This window comes from Actinoplanes nipponensis (genome assembly GCF_016862275.1).
Taxonomy (GTDB): Bacteria; Actinomycetota; Actinomycetes; order Mycobacteriales; family Micromonosporaceae; genus Actinoplanes; species Actinoplanes nipponensis.
This window is the reverse complement of the sequence record NZ_BOMQ01000086.1, coordinates 26,402-45,589: the sequence shown is the minus strand read 5'-3', so window position 1 is coordinate 45,589 and position 19,188 is coordinate 26,402. Positions and strand designations below refer to the sequence as shown.

19 protein-coding genes are annotated in these 19,188 nt (G+C 71.6%); 11 read left to right on the top strand and 8 right to left on the bottom strand.

Annotated features, from left to right (window positions below; genetic code table 11):
- Positions 1-586: 586 nt before the first annotated feature.
- The 5 genes from Ani05nite_RS35440 to Ani05nite_RS35420 all read left to right on the top strand — a co-directional run bounded on the left by Ani05nite_RS35440 (position 587) and on the right by Ani05nite_RS35420 (position 5,826).
- Positions 587-1,438, top strand: coding sequence for a hypothetical protein (locus Ani05nite_RS35440; protein ID WP_203775712.1), 852 nt, complete (start codon positions 587-589; stop codon positions 1,436-1,438).
- 138 nt (positions 1,439-1,576) lie between these two features.
- Positions 1,577-3,457, top strand: coding sequence for a molecular chaperone DnaK (dnaK, locus tag Ani05nite_RS35435; protein ID WP_203775710.1), 1,881 nt, complete (start codon positions 1,577-1,579; stop codon positions 3,455-3,457).
- Positions 3,454-4,080 (top strand): nucleotide exchange factor GrpE, encoded by a 627-nt coding sequence (gene grpE, locus Ani05nite_RS35430; RefSeq protein WP_203775708.1) that lies wholly within the window; start codon positions 3,454-3,456, stop codon positions 4,078-4,080. Before dnaK ends, grpE begins: the two co-directional genes overlap by 4 nt.
- 79 nt (positions 4,081-4,159) lie before the next feature.
- Entirely contained in the window at positions 4,160-5,359 is a 1,200-nt protein-coding gene (gene dnaJ, locus Ani05nite_RS35425; RefSeq protein ID WP_203775706.1) for a molecular chaperone DnaJ, read from the top strand.
- A 26-nt stretch (positions 5,360-5,385) separates the two neighbouring features.
- A complete protein-coding gene (locus Ani05nite_RS35420; RefSeq protein WP_203775704.1) occupies positions 5,386-5,826 on the top strand; it encodes a heat shock protein transcriptional repressor HspR in 441 nt (146 codons plus the stop codon).
- Between the two features lie 3 nt (positions 5,827-5,829).
- Here the strand turns inward: Ani05nite_RS35420 and Ani05nite_RS35415 are convergent, their stop codons facing one another.
- The 4 genes from Ani05nite_RS35415 to Ani05nite_RS35400 form a co-directional block, all read right to left on the bottom strand.
- Entirely contained in the window at positions 5,830-6,276 is a 447-nt protein-coding gene (locus tag Ani05nite_RS35415; RefSeq protein WP_203775702.1) for a hypothetical protein, read from the bottom strand.
- Positions 6,277-6,498: 222 nt separating this feature from the next.
- A complete protein-coding gene (locus tag Ani05nite_RS35410) occupies positions 6,499-7,704 on the bottom strand; it encodes a cation:proton antiporter (protein ID WP_203775700.1) in 1,206 nt (401 codons plus the stop codon).
- Positions 7,705-7,748: 44 nt separating this feature from the next.
- A complete protein-coding gene (locus Ani05nite_RS35405) occupies positions 7,749-8,246 on the bottom strand; it encodes a cation:proton antiporter regulatory subunit (protein ID WP_203775698.1) in 498 nt (165 codons plus the stop codon).
- Between the two features lie 21 nt (positions 8,247-8,267).
- Complete coding sequence (locus tag Ani05nite_RS35400; RefSeq protein WP_203775696.1) at positions 8,268-9,473, bottom strand: sugar efflux transporter; 1,206 nt, start codon at positions 9,471-9,473, stop codon at positions 8,268-8,270.
- 148 nt (positions 9,474-9,621) lie between these two features.
- Here Ani05nite_RS35400 and clpB point away from each other — a divergent pair, with 148 nt between their 5' ends.
- Positions 9,622-12,210 carry an ATP-dependent chaperone ClpB gene (gene clpB, locus Ani05nite_RS35395; protein WP_203775694.1) on the top strand — a complete coding sequence of 863 codons (2,589 nt, stop codon included), beginning with the start codon at positions 9,622-9,624 and terminating at the stop codon, positions 12,208-12,210.
- A gap of 47 nt (positions 12,211-12,257) precedes the next feature.
- On the opposite strand, the gene Ani05nite_RS35390 is transcribed toward clpB, so the two are convergent.
- A complete protein-coding gene (locus tag Ani05nite_RS35390) occupies positions 12,258-12,437 on the bottom strand; it encodes a hypothetical protein (protein ID WP_203775692.1) in 180 nt (59 codons plus the stop codon).
- 347 nt (positions 12,438-12,784) lie between these two features.
- On the opposite strand from Ani05nite_RS35390, the gene Ani05nite_RS35385 reads away from it, so the two are divergent.
- The 5 genes from Ani05nite_RS35385 (at position 12,785) to Ani05nite_RS35365 (ending at position 17,140) form a co-directional block, all read left to right on the top strand.
- The gene (locus tag Ani05nite_RS35385) at positions 12,785-13,906 is read left to right on the top strand and encodes a hypothetical protein (RefSeq protein WP_203775690.1); all 1,122 of its coding nucleotides are present in this window, start codon (positions 12,785-12,787) and stop codon (positions 13,904-13,906) included.
- 91 nt (positions 13,907-13,997) lie between these two features.
- Positions 13,998-15,158 carry a hypothetical protein gene (locus tag Ani05nite_RS35380; RefSeq protein ID WP_203775688.1) on the top strand — a complete coding sequence of 387 codons (1,161 nt, stop codon included), beginning with the start codon at positions 13,998-14,000 and terminating at the stop codon, positions 15,156-15,158.
- Positions 15,159-15,533: 375 nt separating this feature from the next.
- Positions 15,534-15,926: a hypothetical protein gene (locus Ani05nite_RS35375; protein ID WP_203775686.1), complete on the top strand. Its 393-nt coding sequence runs from the start codon at positions 15,534-15,536 to the stop codon at positions 15,924-15,926.
- 57 nt (positions 15,927-15,983) lie between these two features.
- A complete protein-coding gene (locus Ani05nite_RS35370; RefSeq protein WP_092549981.1) occupies positions 15,984-16,361 on the top strand; it encodes an ArsR/SmtB family transcription factor in 378 nt (125 codons plus the stop codon).
- A 107-nt stretch (positions 16,362-16,468) separates the two neighbouring features.
- Entirely contained in the window at positions 16,469-17,140 is a 672-nt protein-coding gene (locus Ani05nite_RS35365; protein ID WP_239130970.1) for a class II aldolase/adducin family protein, read from the top strand.
- 55 nt (positions 17,141-17,195) lie between these two features.
- Here the strand turns inward: Ani05nite_RS35365 and Ani05nite_RS35360 are convergent, their stop codons facing one another.
- The 3 genes from Ani05nite_RS35360 to Ani05nite_RS35350 are packed head-to-tail and all read right to left on the bottom strand — an operon-like array spanning position 17,196 to position 19,184.
- Entirely contained in the window at positions 17,196-17,876 is a 681-nt protein-coding gene (locus Ani05nite_RS35360) for a hypothetical protein (protein WP_203775682.1), read from the bottom strand.
- Positions 17,869-18,357: an RNA polymerase sigma factor gene (locus Ani05nite_RS35355; protein ID WP_203775680.1), complete on the bottom strand. Its 489-nt coding sequence runs from the start codon at positions 18,355-18,357 to the stop codon at positions 17,869-17,871. Before Ani05nite_RS35355 ends, Ani05nite_RS35360 begins: the two co-directional genes overlap by 8 nt.
- 59 nt (positions 18,358-18,416) lie before the next feature.
- A complete protein-coding gene (locus tag Ani05nite_RS35350; RefSeq protein ID WP_203775769.1) occupies positions 18,417-19,184 on the bottom strand; it encodes a DedA family protein in 768 nt (255 codons plus the stop codon).
- Between the last annotated feature and the right edge of the window lie 4 nt (positions 19,185-19,188).

Below are 19,188 nucleotides of genomic sequence, written 5' to 3'. Positions count from 1 at the left end.
ATCACCGACGGCGGGCGGCGGCTCGACGGGGGGGTCCGGGGCGAGGACGGCGGCGAGGTCTTGGGGGCGGGATCGGGCCACCTGGGCTCGGGTGCCTGCGCCGGGGTGGGTTCCGCTGCCCGGCCCGACCGGCTCGGTGGTCGGCTCGTCGACCAGGGTGGGTTCGTTCCCGGTGGTCGGGTCGATCGGGGTGGGCTGGTCCTCGCTGGTCGGTTGGTCGACCAGGGTGGGTTCGTTCCCGGTGGTCGGGTCGATCAGGGTGGGCTCGTCGTCGCTGGCCGATCGCGCGGCCAGGGTGGGTTCGTCCCGAGTGGTGGGTTGGCCGGGCTGGGTCGGTTCGTCGGCAGTGGTCGTTTTGTCGCGCGGGGCGGGTCCGTCCTTGCGGCTCCGCCCGCCCTTGCGAGTCGGATCATCCGCCGGAGTGGGCTCGTCCTTACCGGTCGGCCCGTTCTTGGCGGGCTCGTCGTCGGCGGGCTGGGAGACCAGCGTGGGGTCGCCGTCGCCGCCAGCTGTGGACGGGTCGGTTGTGGACGGGTTGGTTGTGGACGAGCCGGGTGTGGATGAGCCAGCTGTGGATGAGCCAGGTGTGGACGAGCTGGCTGTGGACGAGCTGGCTGTGGACGAGCCGGGTGTGGATGCGCCAGGTGTGGATGCGCCGGCTGTGGAAGAGCTGGCTGTGGGCGAGCCAGGCGTGGATGCGCCGGCTGTGGACGAACCGGCTGTGGACGAGCCCGCTGTGGATTGCTCGGAAGCCGGCACGCCGGAATCCGCGCCTACCGCATCAGCGGACGCCGATCCACCCTCGCGGGCCGGATCATCGGCCCCTGGAATCTCGGCACCGGGTTCGGCGCCGCCGGCAGGCCCGCCGCTCGACCCGCCGCCCGATGCACCGGTCGACCCGCCGCTCGGCGCACTGGCCGGCCCGCCGCTCGGCGCACTGGCCGGCCCGCCGCTCGGCGCACTAGCCGGCCCGCCGCTCGGCGCGCCGGCCGGCCCGTTCCCCGACCCGCCGGCCGAGGGAGCGCTCTCCGCCCCGCGGGCACCCGCGCTGTCGGCCACTGCGCTCGACTCATCCGGGAGCAACTTCCCGGTCGCTTTCTCTGACTTCGTCGTCACGACGTTTCCCGTGGTCGCGGCCGTGGTTGGCGGCCATTCCGGCTTCGGTGGCGCGGTGGCGGCAGGGTCGGGCCGGGTGCCGCGCTCGGTGCCGTCGGCCTGGGTGGACGGGCCGGCGGTTGTCGCGTCTGCGACCGTACCGGATGATTTGTCGGGTTTGGGGGTGCCCGTGGCTGCGGGCGCGCCGTTGGCTTGGGTCTTCGTGGGGGGTGGGTCGGCTACGGCGGGAGTGGCCGACGGACCGACCGCGTCACCGTGCGTCGTCACGGGTAAAGCGTGCCCGATCTATGCATTCCCCACAACAGGTACCCCGTCGCCGTGACCGGACAGGTACCTGCCGACAGTGACTTGCGCCGCCCTGGCTCAACTCTGACTTGCGGATGTGGATCGCCGTGGCATCATTGAGTCCGGTTCACTCAACTTGAAGCCCCAAGACTTGGCAAGAAGCGAGGAAGCGAACATGGCACGAGCGGTCGGCATCGACCTCGGCACCACGAACTCCTGCGTCAGCGTTCTCGAGGGCGGTGAGCCCACCGTCGTCGCGAACGCGGAGGGCTCCCGGACGACGCCGTCCATCGTCGCCTTCGCGCGCAACGGCGAGGTGCTCGTCGGCGAGGTCGCCAAGCGTCAGGCGGTGACCAACCCCGACCGGACGATCCGTTCGGTCAAGCGGGAGGTCGGCACGAACTGGTCCGTCGACATCGACGGCAAGAAGTACACCCCGCAGGAGATCTCGGCGCGGGTGCTCATGAAGCTCAAGCGCGACTCCGAGGCCTACCTCGGCGAGTCGGTCACGGACGCGGTCATCACCGTCCCGGCCTACTTCAACGACGCGCAGCGCCAGGCCACCAAGGAGGCCGGTGAGATCGCCGGCTTCAACGTGCTGCGCATCGTCAACGAGCCGACCGCGGCCGCGCTGGCGTACGGCCTGGACAAGGGCTCCAAGGAGCAGACCGTCCTGGTCTTCGACCTCGGCGGCGGCACCTTCGACGTCTCCCTGCTCGAGCTGGGCGAGGGCGTCATCGAGGTCAAGTCGACCTCCGGTGACAACCACCTCGGCGGCGACGACTGGGACCAGCGGGTCATCGACCACCTGGTCAAGACGTTCCGCGGCGAGCACGGCATCGACCTGTCGGCCGACAAGATGGCGCTGCAGCGGCTGCGCGAGGCCGCCGAGAAGGCCAAGATCGAGCTCTCGGCCGCGTCGACCACCAGCATCAACCTGCCGTACATCACCGCCGGCCCGGCCGGCCCGCTGCACCTGGACACCTCCCTGAGCCGGTCGGAGTTCCAGCGCATGACGCAGGACCTGCTGGACCGCTGCAAGGGCCCGTTCGAGCAGGCCATCAAGGACGCCAACATCAAGATCCAGGACGTCGACCACGTCATCCTGGTCGGCGGCTCCACCCGGATGCCCGCGGTGTCCGACCTGGTCAAGTCGATGACCGGCCGCGACCCGAACAAGGGCGTCAACCCGGACGAGGTCGTCGCCGTCGGCGCCGCCCTGCAGGCCGGCGTGCTCAAGGGTGAGGTCAAGGACGTCCTGCTGCTCGACGTGACCCCGCTGTCGCTGGGCATCGAGACCAAGGGCGGCATCTTCACCAAGCTGATCGAGCGCAACACCACCATCCCGACCAAGCGCTCCGAGGTCTTCACCACGGCCGACGACAACCAGCCGTCCGTGCTGATCCAGGTCTTCCAGGGCGAGCGGGAGATCGCGGCGTACAACAAGAAGCTCGGCACCTTCGAGCTGACCGGCCTGCCGCCGGCGCCGCGCAACGTGCCGCAGATCGAGGTCACCTTCGACATCGACGCGAACGGCATCGTGCACGTGGCCGCCAAGGACATGGGCACCGGCAAGGAGCAGAAGATGACGATCACCGGCGGCTCCGCGCTGCCGAAGGACGACATCGAGCGCATGATGCGCGACGCCCAGGACCACGCCGACGAGGACAAGCAGCGCAAGGAGGACGCGGAGACGCGCAACCTGGCCGAGCAGCTGCAGTGGCAGACCGAGAAGTTCCTGGCCGAGAGCGGCGACAAGCTGCCCGAGGACTCGCGCAACCAGATCAGCGAGGCGCTGGGCGACCTGCGCGGCGCGCTGGGCGGCAGCGACATCGAGAAGATCAAGACCGCGCACGAGAAGCTCGCGTCGGTCTCCCAGCAGGCCGGTTCCCTGCTGTACGCGCAGCAGAACCAGGACGGCACGCAGGGTGCTCCGGGCCCCGACGGCACGCAGGACGCCCCGGGTGGCGCCGGCGCGGCGGGCGCGAGCGCGGGCCCGAACGCCGGTGCTGACGACGTCGTGGACGCCGAGATCGTCGAGGACGACAAGAAGTGAGCCGGTCGGACGACGAGAACGACGGTGAGGCAACCGAGCGCGTCGTCATCCGGGACCGGCGCAAGATCGACGTGAAAGGTAAGGACACCAAGGTGGCCCAGCAGGCCGAGGAGGAGTCCACGGGAGGCGCGCACCGCGCTGCCGAGGAGGAGCCGGAGGAGGGCGTGACAGTCGACGCGCCCGCCCTCGGCGCCGAGCTGGAAGCGCTGCGTACCGAGCTCGAAGAGCGCACCCGGGACCTGCAGCGAGTGACGGCCGAGTACGCCAACTACCGCAAGCGTGTCGACCGGGACCGCAGCGTCGCGTCCGAGCAGACGACCGGTTCGGTGCTCATCGCGCTGCTGCCGGTGCTCGACGACATCGATCGGGCGCGGGAGCACGGCGACCTGGTCGGCCCGTTCGCCTCGGTGGCCGAGGCGCTCGGCGCGGCCGTCGGCAAGCTCGGGCTCGTGGCGTTCGGCGAGAAGGGCGACCCGTTCGACCCGACCCGCCACGAGGCCGTCGCGCACCTGACGTCGGCCGACGTCACGGAGCCGTCCTGCGTCGAGGTGATGCGCCGCGGTTACACCCTGGGCGAGCGGCTGCTGCGGCCCGCCCTGGTCGCGGTCGCCGATCCCGAGTGACGAGCACCTGTCCCGCCCACCGCACGGTGGGCGGGACTTCGGCACCTGACCCGGCGATCCGGTGGAGGAGGTGGGCTGGATGAGTTCGAAGGACTGGCTGGAGAAGGACTTCTACGCCGTTCTCGGGGTGGGCAAGTCCGCCTCCGCCGACGAGATCAAGAAGGCGTACCGCAAGCTGGCCCGGGAGAACCACCCGGACCACAACCCCGGCAACAAGGACGCCGAGGACCGGTTCAAGGCCGCGTCCGAGGCGTACGACGTGCTGTCCGACGACAAGAAGCGCAAAGAGTACGACGAGATGCGCTCCCTGTTCGGCTCGGGCGCGTTCCGCCGGGGCGCCCGCCCGGGCGGTTCCCAGTTCGACCCGTCCGACCTTTTCGGCGGCGGGTTCAGCGGTGCGGGCCAGGGCGGGGCCGGTGACCGCCGGTTCGGCGGCGCGGGCTTCTCCGACATCTTCAGCTCCATCTTCTCCGGCGGGGGCGCCGGCGGGGCCGGGGCGGGCGCCCGCCGGGGTCCCCAGCGCGGCCGGGACGTCGAGGCCGAGGTCACGCTCGACTTCGCGCACGCGGTCAAGGGCACGACGCTGCCGCTGACGTTGCGGTCGCCGGGTGTCTGCGACACCTGTCACGGCAACGGGGCCAAGCCCGGCACGGTGCCGCGGACCTGTCCGCAGTGCCACGGCTCCGGGCTGATCTCCCGCAACCAGGGGTCGTTCAGCTTCTCCGAGCCGTGCCGCGAGTGCCAGGGCGCGGGCAGCATCGTCGACGAGAAGTGCCCCGAGTGCCGGGGCACGGGCGGGGTCACCAAGAACCGCACGATCAACGTCCGGTTCCCCGCCGGTGTGGCCGACGGGCAGCGCATCCGGCTCTCCGGCCGGGGCGAGCCGGGCGACAAGGGCGGCCCCGCCGGAGACCTGTACGTGCAGGTCAAGGTCAGGCCGGACGAGATCTTCGGGCGTACCGGCGACGACATCACGCTGACCGTGCCGATCACGTTCGCGGAGGCGGTGCTCGGCACCGACCTGCGCGTGCCCACCCTGGACAGCCCCGTCACGCTGCGGGTGCCGGCCGGCACGCCGAGCGGCCGTACCCTGCGGGCGCGCGGCAAGGGTGTGCAGCGCCGCGACGGGCAGGCCGGCGATCTGCTGGTCACCGTCGAGGTGCAGGTGCCCTCGCCGGCCGCGGTGACCACCGAGGCCCGGGACGCGCTGGAACAGTTCGCCAAGCTCACGCCCAACGCCGAGCGGGAGCGCATCGAGGCCCGGCTGCGCCGCGGCTAGATCGGGACCATGTCAGGAGGTGGCACATGTATGAAGAGATCGACATCTCGGTGGAGCAGGCCTCCGACGCGAAGGTCCTGATCATCTCCGTCGCGGCCCGGCTGGCCGGGATGCATCCGCAGACCCTGCGGCAGTACGACCGGCTCGGCCTGGTGCAGCCCGGCCGGGCCGGCGGCGGCGGGCGCCGCTACAGCGAGCGGGACGTCGCCCTGCTGCGCGAGGTGCAGAAGCTGAGCCAGGAGGAGGGCGTCAACCTGGCCGGCATCAAGCGGATCATCGGGCTCGAGCAGCTCGTGGGCGAGCTGCAGGACCGCATCGCCGAGCTGGAACAGCAGCTCGGGGACGCGTACCAGCGGATCGCGCGGCTGGAAGCGGTCGGCCCGTACCCGGGTCGGGACCTGGTGCGGCAGGAGCGTCCGTCGACGGCGCTGGTCGTGTGGCGTCCCCGCCGGCCGGGCGAGCGATAGCGGTCAGCGGCGGCCGAAGGCGGCGAGGCGACGGGGGTGGCGCACCAGGCCACCCTCGATCCAGTCCTCGTATTCGAACAGCTCCGGGCGGCTCATCAGGGCCCGGCAGTTGTGGGCCCAGGTCGCCATCGGCTCGTCGCCGACCTCTTCCGCGCGCTCGATGTACTTCTTGAGCCGGCGCTTGCGTTGCGAGGTCGCGTTCGGGCGTACGCCGTCGGCCGCGTAGATGTACATGCAGTGCAGGGCGAACCGGCGGGCCGGGCACTGCCTGTCCATCGCCAGCTCGAAGAGGGTCGGCGCGAGCACGTCCCCGGCGATGAGCAGGTCCCAGTCGGACGGCATGGCATCCAGCGGCACGGCCTCGGGGTGGTACGCCCAGGCCTGCAGCTCCTCCGGCCGCGGATCGACCGGGTTGACGAAACCGAAGAACGCAGACTCACGCACGGTCACGACGCCGCCTCGTTTAGCTCACTCATGCCGCCGTCCTCCCCGGCAGAGGGCCGTGCTGACCCGCTGGGAAGGCATCCCCTGCATCCGGCGAGTCGCTGGTCACCCGATAACACGTTGTTGTCGCGGCGACACGTTAGCGCGAGGTGCGCGTTCTGGGGAAGTCGTCAGAGATCACTTTCGGATACTGGGCAGTAGCTTTGTGCTCGTGGACCGCGAAAAGGGTCATTCAGCAGCGGGAACGGGTTCCACCGGACGACGCACAGCCGTCCTTTTCCGGATCATCGTCTTGAACCAGGCGTAATCCGACATACGGGCCAGCATCGGCCCGCTCACCACGGTGATCAGGACGTAGGCGGTGGCCAGTGGGGCCAGCTCGGGCTCGACGCCGGAGGCCACGGCCAGCCCGGCGATGACGATCGAGAACTCGCCCCGCGGCATCAGGGCCAGCCCGGCCCGGACCTGACCGGGCAGCGCGACACCGACCCGGCGCGCGGCGAACACCCCGGTCAGCACCTTGGTCAGCATGGTCAGCAGGGCCAGGCCCAGCGCCGGCAACAGCACCGGCGGCATCGCGGCCGGGATGGTGGACAGGCCGAAGAAGACGAAAAAGACCGCCGCGAACAGATCCCGCAACGGCGACAGGATCTGCGTGGCGTGGTGGGCGACCGGACCGGAGAGCGCGATTCCCACCAGGAAAGCGCCCACAGCAGCGGACACCTTGAGCTCGGCGGCCACCCCGGCCACGAACAGGGTCAGGCCCAGCACGCTGAGCAGCAACGCCTCCGGGTCCTTGACCGAGATGAAGCTGGAGATGGCGTGGCCGTACCGGATCGCCACGACCAGCACCGCGACCACCGTCAGCACCGCGACCGCCAGCGCCTTGAGCCCGCCGACCAGACCCACCCCGGCCAGGACGGCAGTCACCAGCGGCAGGTAGAACGCCATCGCCAGATCCTCGATGACCAGCACCGACAGGATCACCGGGGTCTCGCGGTTGCCGAGACGGCCCAGGTCGGCGAGCACCTTGGCGATCACCCCGGACGACGACACCCACGTGATGCCGGCGAGCACCAGCGCGGCCTCCCAGCCCCAGCCGAGCAGGAACGCGAACCCGGCCCCGGGCAGGGCGTTGAACAGCGCGTCCAGCACGCCGGCGGGCGCCGCCGAGCGCAGGTTGCCGACGAGCTCGCTCGCCGAATACTCCAGGCCGAGCATGACGAGCAGCAGGATGACGCCGATCTCCGCCCCGACCTCGATGAACTCCTCGCTGGCCGACAGCGGCACGACCCCGCCCTGCCCGAAAGCCAGCCCGGCGAGCAGATAGAGCGGGATGGGCGACAGGCCGAACCGGCGGCCGATACGGCCGAGCATGCCGAGCGCGAAGAGCAGCGCGCCGACCTCGATGAGCAGAACGGTGGTGCTGTGCACAGCCTCGCTTTTCTTTTGGGTTTCCGCCGCGGGTGAGCGCGGCTTCAGTCGCCGGTGTCCCCGGCCAGGATGGCGGTCACGCCGTCCAGGCCCTCGCGGGTGCCGACGGCGACGACGACGTCGTTCGCCTCGAAGCCGAAGGACGGGCCGGGGGAGGCGATCACCTCGCGGTCGCGCAGCACGGCCACGATGGAGGCGCCGGTGCGGGTCCGGGTCCGGGTGTCGCCCAGCCGGCGGCCCACGAACGGCGAGCCCGCGGGCAGGGCGATCTGCTCGGTGAGCAGGCCGGCCGCCTGCTGGCGCAGGCCGGCGAGCTGGCCGAGCATCAGGGACGCGCCCAGGACGTCGGCGAGCGCCTCGGCCTCGTCGTCGGTGAGCGGTATCGACGCCAGGCAGGCGTCCGGGTCGTCCACGTCGTAGAGCACCAGGTCGCGGCGGCCGTTGCGGTGCGAGACCACCCCGACGGTACGACCGGACGCGGTGATCAGGTCGTGCCGGACACCGATGCCCGGAAGCGGAGTCTGCTCTACCCGTACGCGCACGAGTCCACGGTAACGGATCGGTCAGACCGGCCGGGGCACCCGCTCGTTACGCACCACGACCAGCACCACCAGCCCGGCGACGCAGAGCCCGGTGCAGATCCAGTAGGCCAGCCGGTAGTCCAGATGCTGGGCGAGGCCGAAGAGCGGCCCGGCCAGCATCGCGCCGAGCGGGAACGAGTTGGTGAACAGCGTCGTCGCCCGCCCGGGGTGCCGGGGCAGCATGTTCTGCATGTAGGAGATGCCCAGCCCGGAGACCGCGGCGATGAACAACGCGTTGAGCACCTGCCCGCCGATCAACAGCCAGAGGTCGGTGGCCACGGCGACCAGTGCGTAGTACGCGGCGCCGCAGGCCGCGCCGGCGAACAGCAGGCCGCGCAGCGGCGGCCGGGTGGCCAGCACGCCGAGGCCCAGCATCAGCGGGATCTCCAGGGCGGCGCAGAGCCCGAGCAGCAGACCGGCGTCGCTCACCTCGCCGCCCAGGTCGGTCCGGATGAACAGCGGCAGGGCCTGAACGGCCAGCGTGAGCGGCGTCTGGAGCAGCGTGAAGGCCGCGGCGGTCAGCCACAGCGTCCACCGCGGCGCGTCCGGACGATCATCGGGCGGGGTGTCGGCCGTGACGGGCGCGGGGGCCGGCACCTCGTCCAGCCAGCCGATCGCGACCAGGGCGGCCAGGGCGTACATCAGCGCGGCGGCGCCGTAGACCCAGGCGAAGCTGCCGCGGTGCAGCAGGAACGCGGCCAGCGGCGGGCCGGCGACCCAGGCGAGCGAGAAGACGGTCCGTAGCGCGCTGATGCCCAGCGGGGCGCGCGCCGGGTCGTCGCGTTCGAGGACCTGCCGGGCGTACGCGAAGGACTGCGGAAACAGCGACCCGGCCAGCGCGAATGCGGTGACCGCGAGCGCGAGCAGCACCCAGTAGTCGCGGACGACGGCGGTCAGCCCGGTGCCGATCAGGCCGGCGACCGCGCCACCGATCAGCAGCCGGCGCCGGATCGGCCCGCGATCGGAGAGCCGCCCGATCAGCAGCGAGCCGAGCACCCCGGCCAGCGGCGCGACGATCAGGAAGAAGGTGACCTTGACGGGCCCGGCGTCCACGTCAGTGCTGAGGAACAGCGCCAGGAACGGGTTGAACAGGGCGGTCGAGATGCCGACGGCGAGAAACAGGACGCCGAGGGGGAGCAACGCTCGACCGATGCGTGACCCGGGCTGCGACGATGTCTGCTGGGCCATTACGGCCACGGTACGGCCATCGTGGGGGCTTGCCCATGGTGATGCCGCTTACTGAGCGGTTCGGGCGACTGGCCGACCTAGAGTTGAGTGGAATACGCTCAAGTCTCGGATTGCTGCACTACTGGGAAGATCCGATCCAGGGGAGCTCATGAACGCCGAACGCCTGACCACCAAGAGCCGCGACGTCATCACCGGCGCGGTCGCCGACGCCAACCAGCGCGGCCACGCGACCGTCGAGCCGTGGCACCTGCTGCTGTCGCTGCTCGACACCGGCGGCTCCACCGCGGCTGCCCTGCTGCGCGCGGTCGGCGCCAACCCGGCCGACGTACGCCGGGCCGCCGTGCGCGCCGTCGAGCAGCAGCCGTCCGCCCGCGGCGCCAGCACCGCGGAGCCGAGCCTGTCCCGCGAGTTCGTCAACGCGATCGGCGAGGCCGAACTGATCGCCAAGCCGCTCGGCGACGAGTACGTCTCCACCGAGCACCTGCTGGCCGGCCTGGCCCGCGTCGGCGGCGCGGTCGGCAAGACTCTGCGCGACGTCGGCGCCACCGAGGAGACCCTCGTCGGCGCCTTCCCCGCGGTGCGCGGCGGCGAGCGCCGGGTCACCACCGCCGAGCCCGAGCAGACCTACCAGGCGCTGGAGAAGTACAGCGTCGACCTGACCGCGCTGGCCCGCGACGGCAAGATCGACCCGGTGATCGGCCGGGACGCCGAGATCCGCCGGGTGGTCCAGGTGCTGTCGCGGCGTACCAAGAACAACCCGGTGCTGATCGGCGAGCCCGGCGTCGGCAAGACCGCGATCGTCGAGGGCCTGGCCCAGCGGATCGTGGCCGGCGACGTGCCGGAGACCCTGCGCGACAAGAAGCTGGTCTCGCTCGACCTCGGCGCGATGGTCGCCGGCGCGCAGTACCGCGGCCAGTTCGAGGAGCGGCTCAAGAGCGTGCTCGAGGAGATCCGCAACTCCAACGGCCAGGTCGTCACCTTCCTCGACGAGCTGCACACCGTCGTCGGCGCCGGCAAGGGCGAGGGCTCGATGGACGCCGGCAACATGCTCAAGCCGATGCTGGCCCGCGGTGAGCTGCGGATGGTCGGCGCGACCACCCTGGACGAGTACCGCGAGCACATCGAGAAGGACCCCGCCCTGGAGCGGCGCTTCCAGCCGGTCGTGGTCGGCGAGCCCACGGTCGAGGACACCATCGGCATCCTGCGCGGGCTCAAGGGTCGCTACGAGGCCCACCACCGGGTGCAGATCACCGACGCCGCGCTGGTCGCGGCCGCGGCGCTGTCCGACCGCTACATCAGCGACCGGTTCCTGCCGGACAAGGCGATCGACCTGATCGACGAGGCCGCCTCCCGGCTCCGCATGGAGATCGACTCCCGGCCGGTGGAGCTGGACCAGCTGCAGCGCCAGGTCGACCGGATGCGGGTGGAGAAGCTCGCGCTGGAGAAGGAGACCGACCCGGCGTCGGTGGCCCGCCTGGAGCGCCTCGAGCGCGATCTCGCCGACCGCGAGGAGGAGCTGACCGCCCTCAACGCGCGCTGGGAGCGCGAGCGCACCGGCCTGAACCGGGTCGGCGAGCTCAAGAAGAAGCTCGACGAGGCCCAGGCCGAGCTGGAGCGGGCCCAGCGTGACGCGGAATGGGAGAAGGCCTCCCGCCTGCAGTACCAGGAGATCCCCGCGCTCACCGCCGAGATCGAGAGCGCGTCCGCGGCGGAGGAGGAGAAGACCGAGCCGCCGATGGTCAAGGAGGAGGTCGGCGCCGACGACATCGCCGAGGTCATCGCGTCGTGGACCGGCATCCCGGCCGGCCGGATGATGGAGGGCGAGACCGCCAAGCTGCTCCGCATGGAGGAGTCCCTGCAGGCCAAGGTGGTCGGTCAGACCGAGGCCGTGGCGGCCGTCTCCGGAGCGGTACGCCGGGCCCGGGCCGGAGTGGCCGACCCGGACCGCCCGACCGGCAGCTTCCTGTTCCTCGGCCCCACCGGCGTCGGCAAGACCGAGCTGGCCAAGGCCCTGGCCGGCTTCCTCTTCGACGACGAGCGGGCCATGGTCCGCATCGACATGAGCGAGTACGGCGAGAAGCACTCCGTCGCCCGGCTGCTCGGCGCCCCGCCCGGATACGTCGGCTACGAGGAGGGCGGCCAGCTCACCGAGGCGGTGCGGCGCCGGCCGTACTCGGTGGTGTTGCTGGACGAGGTGGAGAAGGCCCACCCGGACGTCTTCGACGTGCTGTTGCAGGTGCTGGACGACGGCCGGCTCACCGACGGTCAGGGCCGTACGGTCGACTTCCGCAACGCCATCCTGGTGCTGACCTCGAACCTCGGCTCGTCGGTCATCTCCGACTTCACGCTCAGCGACGAGGAGCGCCGCGAGGAGGTCATGGCGACCGTCCGGGCGCACTTCAAGCCGGAGTTCCTCAACCGCCTGGACGACATCGTGGTGTTCCAGGCGCTGACCGCCCAGGACCTGGCGGCCATCGTGGACATTCAGCTCGGCCGGCTGCGCAACCGGCTGGCCGACCGCCGGCTGGCGCTGGAGGTGTCCGAGGCCGCGGTGCTGTGGCTCGGTGAGCGGGGCTACGACCCCATCTACGGGGCCCGGCCGCTGCGCCGGCTGGTGCAGTCGTCGATCGGCGACTCGCTGGCCCGGGCGCTGCTCGCGGGGGAGATCGTCGACGGGGACACGGTCCTGGTCGACCTGAACGACACCAAGGACGGCCTGTCGGTTCGCCGGGCCTGAGGAAGAAACGAGGAGGGGCGCCCCGTGGGGCGCCCCTCCTTGTGCTGTCAGCTGGCCCGCGCCTCCCGTTGCCGGTAGGCGTGGGTCATGAGAATGTCCGTGATGGCGTGCTCGCCGTCGGCGGACCAGATCCTGATGCCGTCGCGGTGCAACTGGTACCGGACGTCGGTGTAGCTGGTTCTCGTGTCGTCATGGTGCACGACGGTCAGGGTGTCTGCGTGGGGCATGGGACTCACCGGTCCTTGTCGAGTCTGGGGCGGCCGCGGCAACCTCACGCGGCCGGCGCAATCGGGAAGGCGCCCGGATCCGGTCTGCCTGGGCCCCGGCGTTCATCGGGCGGGGGCGGCGACCCGGTCGGGTAGGGGGCGTCACCGGAGGACTCTGGTGCCTGCGGCGCGCCACGAGGTGGAAGTGTATGGGTCGCGTTCCCGTCCTGTCGCCCCCTGAACGAGCGACCTGTTTCGTGCGATTTGGTGGCACCTCGGGCGATGTTGCCACAGCCGGCCGGCCCGTGTCGGCCGGTCGACGGATCTGGCAGCCGCCCGATACCGTGGTGGATCTAGGAGGTAGCGACGTGTCTGATCCGATGTACCCCGGAACGCCCGCACCACGATCACGTCCGACGGTGGTCAGCGTCTCGGCGTACCTGCTCTACTTCAGCGCGGCGGCCTCGATCATCTCCGCGGTGCTCTCGCTGACCACGATCGGGACGATCCGGCGGGTCTACACCGATCTCTACTCCGGCACCGCCGGATCGGGCACGGAGAGCGTCATCGTCGCCGCCAGCGTCATCGGCGTCGTGATCAACATTCTCTTCGCCGCCGGCCTGGCCATCCTGGCCATCTTCAACAACCGCGGCCGGCAGGGCGCCCGCATCACCACCTGGGTGGTCGGCGGCATCTTCCTGTGCTGCAACGGCTTCGGCCTGCTCGGCAACGCGGCGACCAGCGGGATGAACCTGGACGCGGGCAACAACAACGGCCCCAGCGCGCGCGAGGTCGAGGACCGGCTCGCCGCCGAGCTGCCCGGCTGGTTCACGCCGACCTCCACCCTGCTGACCGTGCTGATCGTGCTGGCGCTGCTGGGCGCGGTGATCCTGCTGGCGCTGCCGGCCGCGAACGCCTACTTCCGCAAGCCGCAGGTGGCGTGGGACCCGCTGAACCCGTACCCCGGCTACCCGGGCCAGCCGGCGGCGTACCCGGGGTACCCGAGCCAGTCGCCGTACCCGTCGTACCCGGGCCAGGCCTACCCCGGCCAGCCGGGGCAGCCGCCGTACCCGGGTCAGCCGGGCCAGCCGCCGTACCCGGGCCAACCCGGTCAGTCCCCGTACCCGGGCCAGCCCGGTCAGCCGCCGTACCCGGGTGCCGCGGGTCAGCCGTCGTACCCGGGCCAGCCCGGTCAGTCCCCGTACCCGGGCCAGCCCGGTGAGCCGCCGTATCCGGGCGCCGCGGGGCAGCCGCCGAACCCGCAGGGAACGCCGGCGCCCGGCAATGGCGGGGACGCCACCCCGCCGCCCGGTTCGGCGCCGCCGGCCGGCGGCGGCTCGGCGCAGGGCGACCCGCACACCGGCAGCGTGCCGCCCACCGACCCGTGGAGCGCGCCGTCGCATCCGCACTTCTCCCCGCCGTCGTCGCCGGCCGCCCCGCAGCCGCCCACCGACGACCAGCCGGGCCGGTCGCCGACCGATCCCGCCTGACCACCCTCTCGTCGCGCGCCGCCGGGTAACCCCGGCGGCGCGTCGCGCGTCCAGGTAGGTTCGTCCGCAACGGATCACCCGGGAGACGTCCATGTCGTACGCAACGCAGCCGCCGGCGGTCGCACCGGCCGCCACCACCGCGCCCCGCCGACCGGCGGCGGTGACCTCGGCGGCAGTCCTGCTGATCCTCATGGCGCTGGTGGGCCTCGGATACGCGATCGCCACGGTGGCCGTCGCCCCCGGCACGGTCGACCGGTTCCGGGCCGCGGCCGGCGGCGCGAACAGCGTGGACGTCGACGGCTTCGTCACCGTCATCTGGATCGGGGCCGCCCTGGCCGCGGTGCTCGCGGTGATCCTGTTCGCCCTGTACGTCGTGCTGGCGCTGGGCCTGCGCCGCGGCAGCAACGCCGCCCGCATCGCCACCTGGGTGGTCGCCGGCCTGGGGCTGCTGGCCGGCTGCGCGTCGACGGTCACCGTGGCCGTGCAGCGCAGCGGGGACCCGGTCGAGGGCTCGCTGTCCGCCGCGCTCTCCGACGCCTACCCGGGTGGCTGGATCCCGGTGAACATCGGCCTGGCGGTCGCCCAGATGGTCGGGTACGTCCTGGTCGGCGTGCTGCTGCTGGCGAGCCCGGGCACGTTCTTCGGGCGGGCGCCCAAGCCGCTCCCGCCGGATCCCTTCGCCGCGCCGGCCCATGGCGGGGGCGGCCCGGGCTACGGGATGCCCGGCGTGCCCGGACCCGGACCAGGTCCGGGCTACGGGGCGGGCCAGGCCTACGGACCTCCCGGCGCGGCCGGCGCAGGTTACGGCGCCCCCGGGGCCCCGGGCTCCGGTTACGGCGCCCCAGGTTCGGGCTATGGCGTTCCAGGCGGTGCCGGCTCGGGCTACAGCGCCCCAGGCGGTGCCGGCTCGGGCTACAGCGCCCCAGGCGGTGCCGGCTCGGGCTACAGCGCCCCAGGCACTCCTGGATCGGGTTATGGCCCTCCCAGCTCCGGTTTCAGCGATCCCGGCGCGGCCGGTTCCGCCCCTGGCGCCGGGGGCAGTGCCGCCCCGACCGGGCCGGGCGGGTATCCGTCACCGCCGGACGGTTACGGCCCGCCACCAACGGGTGGTTACCCGACGCCACTATCGGGGGGTTACGGCTCGGCGCAACCCGCCGCTTCGCCACCGGCGGCCACCTCGCCGGGCGTCGCGCCCGCCGGACCGCCGCCCGCGGGCCCCGATGATGAGTACTGGTCACGTCCGTCCAGCTGACGGGCTTCCCGGCATCGACGGTTGTGGGTCACCCGAACGGGTACCGTTGATGGACGAGGATGCGCTGGTTTTCGCTGTCCGGCCGCTTTCGCTGTGCCGCTCGGTGGGGGTTTCCCGTCGGATGGGCAGTGGTCGCAGCATGACAACGGTGTCGGTGCGTACTCGTTCGATGACCGTCTCTGCGTGCCGCCCCGGGCGGGGTGTGGCAGAAAGGTGCTTTGAGCTGCATCTATACCTGTCCGCTACCGGGTGCCCGGGCCCCATCAGTTAACAAAATTTACTGTGCCGGGCGGGCTTTGCCGTGGGTCAATAGTTCCTTTCCGCCCCGGCGGGGCAGAACGTTCCAGTTTTGCGGCAGCCAGTACGCTCGATGTGATGGAAGCGCATCGCGACCTGCGTAAATTCATCGTTGAATTGCCCGTCGCGCAGCGTTGTGTCGTGCTTTCATCGGGTCGTGAAGTTGACTGTGGTGTCAGCCCACGGCGTGTGACGGTGCAGTACCAAGGCAGTTCCGACGACCGGGCGGGCGTCGGGCGGCCGCCGGACGGATCGCGAATCGACAATGTGGGGCGGCTCACTCCGGGGGCGGGGATCGAGAGCCCGACGGCGATGACCAGCGACCAGACGGCGGCTGAGGCGTTGCAGGAGGCAGAGACCGAAGTCGGTGTCGCGGAATGGTCGGTCGGAGTACGGACGCTGCCCGTGCGGGGTGCCGGACAGACGTACCGATCGGCCTACCGTTCGACCGATCTCGGCCTTACGGCCTGAAAGTTAGCCGGTTCGTTCCTGCGCACATGCAGGAGAATCGATGCAGTTGGTGGAAGGATGGAGATCGTGGGAACTGCGTTGGCGGAAATGACAATGCCTCAGATCTCGCCGCTTGCCGGCGAGCCAATTGAACGTGCCGATGCCGAGCGACTGGCGGGAGTGCTGAAGGCACTCGCCGATCCTGCTCGGTTGCGGCTGCTCAGCCTCATCCAGTCCGCTACGGACGGTGAAGCCTGCGTCTGCGACCTGACGGCCCCCCTGGGCCTGTCGCAGCCGACGGTGAGTCACCACCTGCGGATCCTGACGGAGGCCGGCCTGCTCGAGCGCGAGAAGCGCGGCGTGTGGGCGTACTACCGGCTGGTCCCCAGCGCGATCGCAACCATCGCGGACCTGCTGACCCCGCCGCGCAAGCGGGCCACCAAGAAGGCCCGCTGAGCAGACCCGACCAAGCCTGGCGTCACCGTTCATGGGGCGTGACGCCAGGCGGGCCACCTCCATCAGGATCCACCCCCCGGACCCGAGGAGTTGACGGGTTGAACTACGTGCCCGGCGATCTGCGCGACCAACTCGCGCACGTGGGCTACGACGTGGTCCAGGCCGGACTGGTCTGTGGCTCCGGCGGCAATCTGTCCGCCCGGATCCCCGACGAGGACGCCTGCTGGGTCACCGCGAGCGGTGCCTGGCTGGACAGGCTCAGCCGGACCGGCTTCACCGCGGTCCGAGTCTCCGACGGCGCGCCCGCGTCCGTCGGCGCGCTGCCGCCCCCGCGTCTGGCCCCGACCAGCGAAATCGCCCTCCACCTGGCGTTGTACCGCGCCCGCCCGGACGTGAACGCGGTGGTCCATCTGCACCCGCAGACGGCGCTGCTCCTGGATGCGCTCGGTGAGCACATCCGCATCGTGACCACCGACCACGCCTTCTACCTCGGGCGGGTCTCCACCGTGCCGTTCCGCCTGCCGGGCAGCACCGAGGTGGCGGCGCTGACGGCGGCGATGGCGGCCGACGGCACCGACTGTCTGGTGCTCAGCCAGCACGGCTGTGTGGTCATGGCCGACTCGGTCGAGCTGGCCCACAAGCGGGCCCGCTACCTCGAAGAGGCCGCGGTGCTGACGTACCGGGCGTTGACCCTGGGCCGGCTGGACAACCTCCGCGAAGTGCCGGAGGAATTCCTGGACCGGCTGGCCACGCGCCCGGCGTCAGCGGTCACCGTCTGACCGTAGGACCGTCCCGTGGCCGGCTCTCCCGGAGAGCCGGTCACGGGTGACGGCGCTACTGGTGGCGGGTCAGGCGGGCGTAGGCGGCCCGGCCGATGGCGGACGGGTCCGGCTCGATCCGGGTGAAGACCAGCTTCGGGCGGGGCGCACTGACCGTCACCTCGACCGGGGTCGGCCGGTCGCCGCAGGACACCTGCACGTCGGCGGCGCCCGGTGGGACCGGCCGGTCGCGCGAGATCCCGTCGGCCGCCCATACCAGGGCGTGCAGCGTTCCCGTGCCGACGCACACCACTTCCACCACGTAGACGCCGGTCTGGTTCGTGCCGCTGGAGACTCCGGCGACACCCTGATCACCGCCGCGGAGCGGGCCGTGGTTGCTCGAGACGATCCGTGGCAGACCCTGGCTTCTGCGCTTCTTGTTGTCCACCGTGGTGAGCCCGAGGGCGGCGGCCGCGGCCTCCGACAGTCGGTCGAGCTCGGCGTCGGACAGGGCCGACGGCGCGGGACTCGGCGCGGCCGGGGCGGCTCGATCCGGGTCCACCCGGGCCGCCACCGTCGCGCTGCCGGCCAGGACGAGCCCCGCACCCGCGGCCGCCGCGACGACCCCGGCGCGACGCCGGCGCCGTACCGTCCGCAGCGCCTCCGCCGATCCCGGCGGCCGGATGAACGTCAGGTCCGCGGCGCGCAGGTCGGCGAAGGCCGCCCGGGTCTGCTCCTCGGTGAGTTCCTCAGGCATGCGGTACCTCCGTGTATGCCGGGCCGAGCCGGGCGGCGAGCGTGACGCGGCCGCGGTGCAGCCACGAGCGGACGGTGCCCTCGGGCACCCGTTCGCGGTCGGCGATCTCGGCGACCGGCAGGTCGGCGAGATAACGCAGCACCATGGCGCGCCGCTGGGCGGCCGGCAGGGTGGCCAGGGCCTCGACGAGCGCGAGGTGTTCCGGGCCGGGTCCGTCGACGACCGGCTCACCGCGCTGACGGCTGTGGAACGCCCGCACGGTGCGCAGACGCCGCCAGCGGCTGGTCGCCAGGTTCCAGGCGACCCGGCGGACCCAGGCGGCCGGGTCGTCGTAGCCGGAGACCTGCCGCCAGCGGGCGAGCGCCCGGCAGAACGCCTCCTGGACGACGTCCTGCGCCTCGTGCCGGTCGCCGAAGTAGGCGTGCACCTGCACGGTGAGGTCGGCGTAGTGCGCCGCGTAGAAGTCGTCGAAGTCGGTCATCGACGACTACACGCCGCCGCAAGCCGCATTGCTGCGGGCCGCGGCGAGAAATTCTCGGCTCAGGCCGAGTGCCGGGGCTTGTGGTCGCGGTGCTCGTCGTCGTCGTGGTGGGTGACCGCCTCGGCCATGCCGGCCACGGTGGCCGCCGCCACGACACCGATCGCCGTCGCCGGGCCCGGGTCCGCGGCGGCGTTCTTCTTGGCCCGCCGCTCGCGGAGCATCTCGATGAGGATCGGCAGCACCGAGATCAGCACGATCAGGGCCACCACGGGCAGGATGTAGTGGTCGATCTTGTCGCCGATGGCCGCGTAGATGCGCTCGGCCAGCAGGTAGCCGATCAGGATGACGCCGTCGCACCAGAGGATCGCGCCGACCACGTTCCAGACGAAGAACTGGCGGGCCGGCATGCCCAGGGTGCCCGCCACCGGGTTGAGGAACGTGCGCACGATCGGGATGAAGCGGGCCAGCACCACGGCCTTGGCCGGGCCGAACTTCTCGAAGTAGTACTCGGCCTTCTGCACGTACTCGCGTTTGAAGAGCTTGCTGTCCGGGCGGTCGAACATCCGGCGGCCGTACCGGGCGCCGAGCAGGTGGCCCAGCTGGGCGCCGGCGATCGCGCACAGCGGGGCGCCGATCAGCAGCCCCACCAGCGAGATGCGGGTGCCGTCCCCGAAGATCGAGTCGGCCACCGGCGAGGCCGCCACCCCGGCCAGGAACAGCAGAGAGTCACCGGGGAAGAAGAAGCCGACGAGCAGACCCGTCTCCGCGAAGAGGATCGCCCAGACGCCGATCAACCCGAAGGTCTGCAGCAGGTCCTTCGGGTCCATCGGG

What these genes read in the sequence shown, in the direction of transcription:
- dnaK (WP_203775710.1), top strand. Translation starts at nt 1,577, where the DNA reads ATGGCACGAGCGGTCGGCATCGACCTCGGCACCACGAACTCCTGCGTC.
- dnaJ (WP_203775706.1), top strand. Translation starts at nt 4,160, where the DNA reads ATGAGTTCGAAGGACTGGCTGGAGAAGGACTTCTACGCCGTTCTCGGG.
- Ani05nite_RS35420 (WP_203775704.1), top strand. Translation starts at nt 5,386, where the DNA reads ATGTATGAAGAGATCGACATCTCGGTGGAGCAGGCCTCCGACGCGAAG.
- Ani05nite_RS35400 (WP_203775696.1), bottom strand. Translation starts at nt 9,473, where the DNA reads ATGGCCCAGCAGACATCGTCGCAGCCCGGGTCACGCATCGGTCGAGCG.
- clpB (WP_203775694.1), top strand. Translation starts at nt 9,622, where the DNA reads ATGAACGCCGAACGCCTGACCACCAAGAGCCGCGACGTCATCACCGGC.
- Ani05nite_RS35390 (WP_203775692.1), bottom strand. Translation starts at nt 12,437, where the DNA reads ATGCCCCACGCAGACACCCTGACCGTCGTGCACCATGACGACACGAGA.
- Ani05nite_RS35380 (WP_203775688.1), top strand. Translation starts at nt 13,998, where the DNA reads ATGTCGTACGCAACGCAGCCGCCGGCGGTCGCACCGGCCGCCACCACC.
- Ani05nite_RS35375 (WP_203775686.1), top strand. Translation starts at nt 15,534, where the DNA reads ATGGAAGCGCATCGCGACCTGCGTAAATTCATCGTTGAATTGCCCGTC.
- Ani05nite_RS35370 (WP_092549981.1), top strand. Translation starts at nt 15,984, where the DNA reads ATGGAGATCGTGGGAACTGCGTTGGCGGAAATGACAATGCCTCAGATC.
- Ani05nite_RS35360 (WP_203775682.1), bottom strand. Translation starts at nt 17,876, where the DNA reads ATGCCTGAGGAACTCACCGAGGAGCAGACCCGGGCGGCCTTCGCCGAC.
- Ani05nite_RS35355 (WP_203775680.1), bottom strand. Translation starts at nt 18,357, where the DNA reads ATGACCGACTTCGACGACTTCTACGCGGCGCACTACGCCGACCTCACC.
- Ani05nite_RS35350 (WP_203775769.1), bottom strand. Translation starts at nt 19,184, where the DNA reads ATGGACCCGAAGGACCTGCTGCAGACCTTCGGGTTGATCGGCGTCTGG.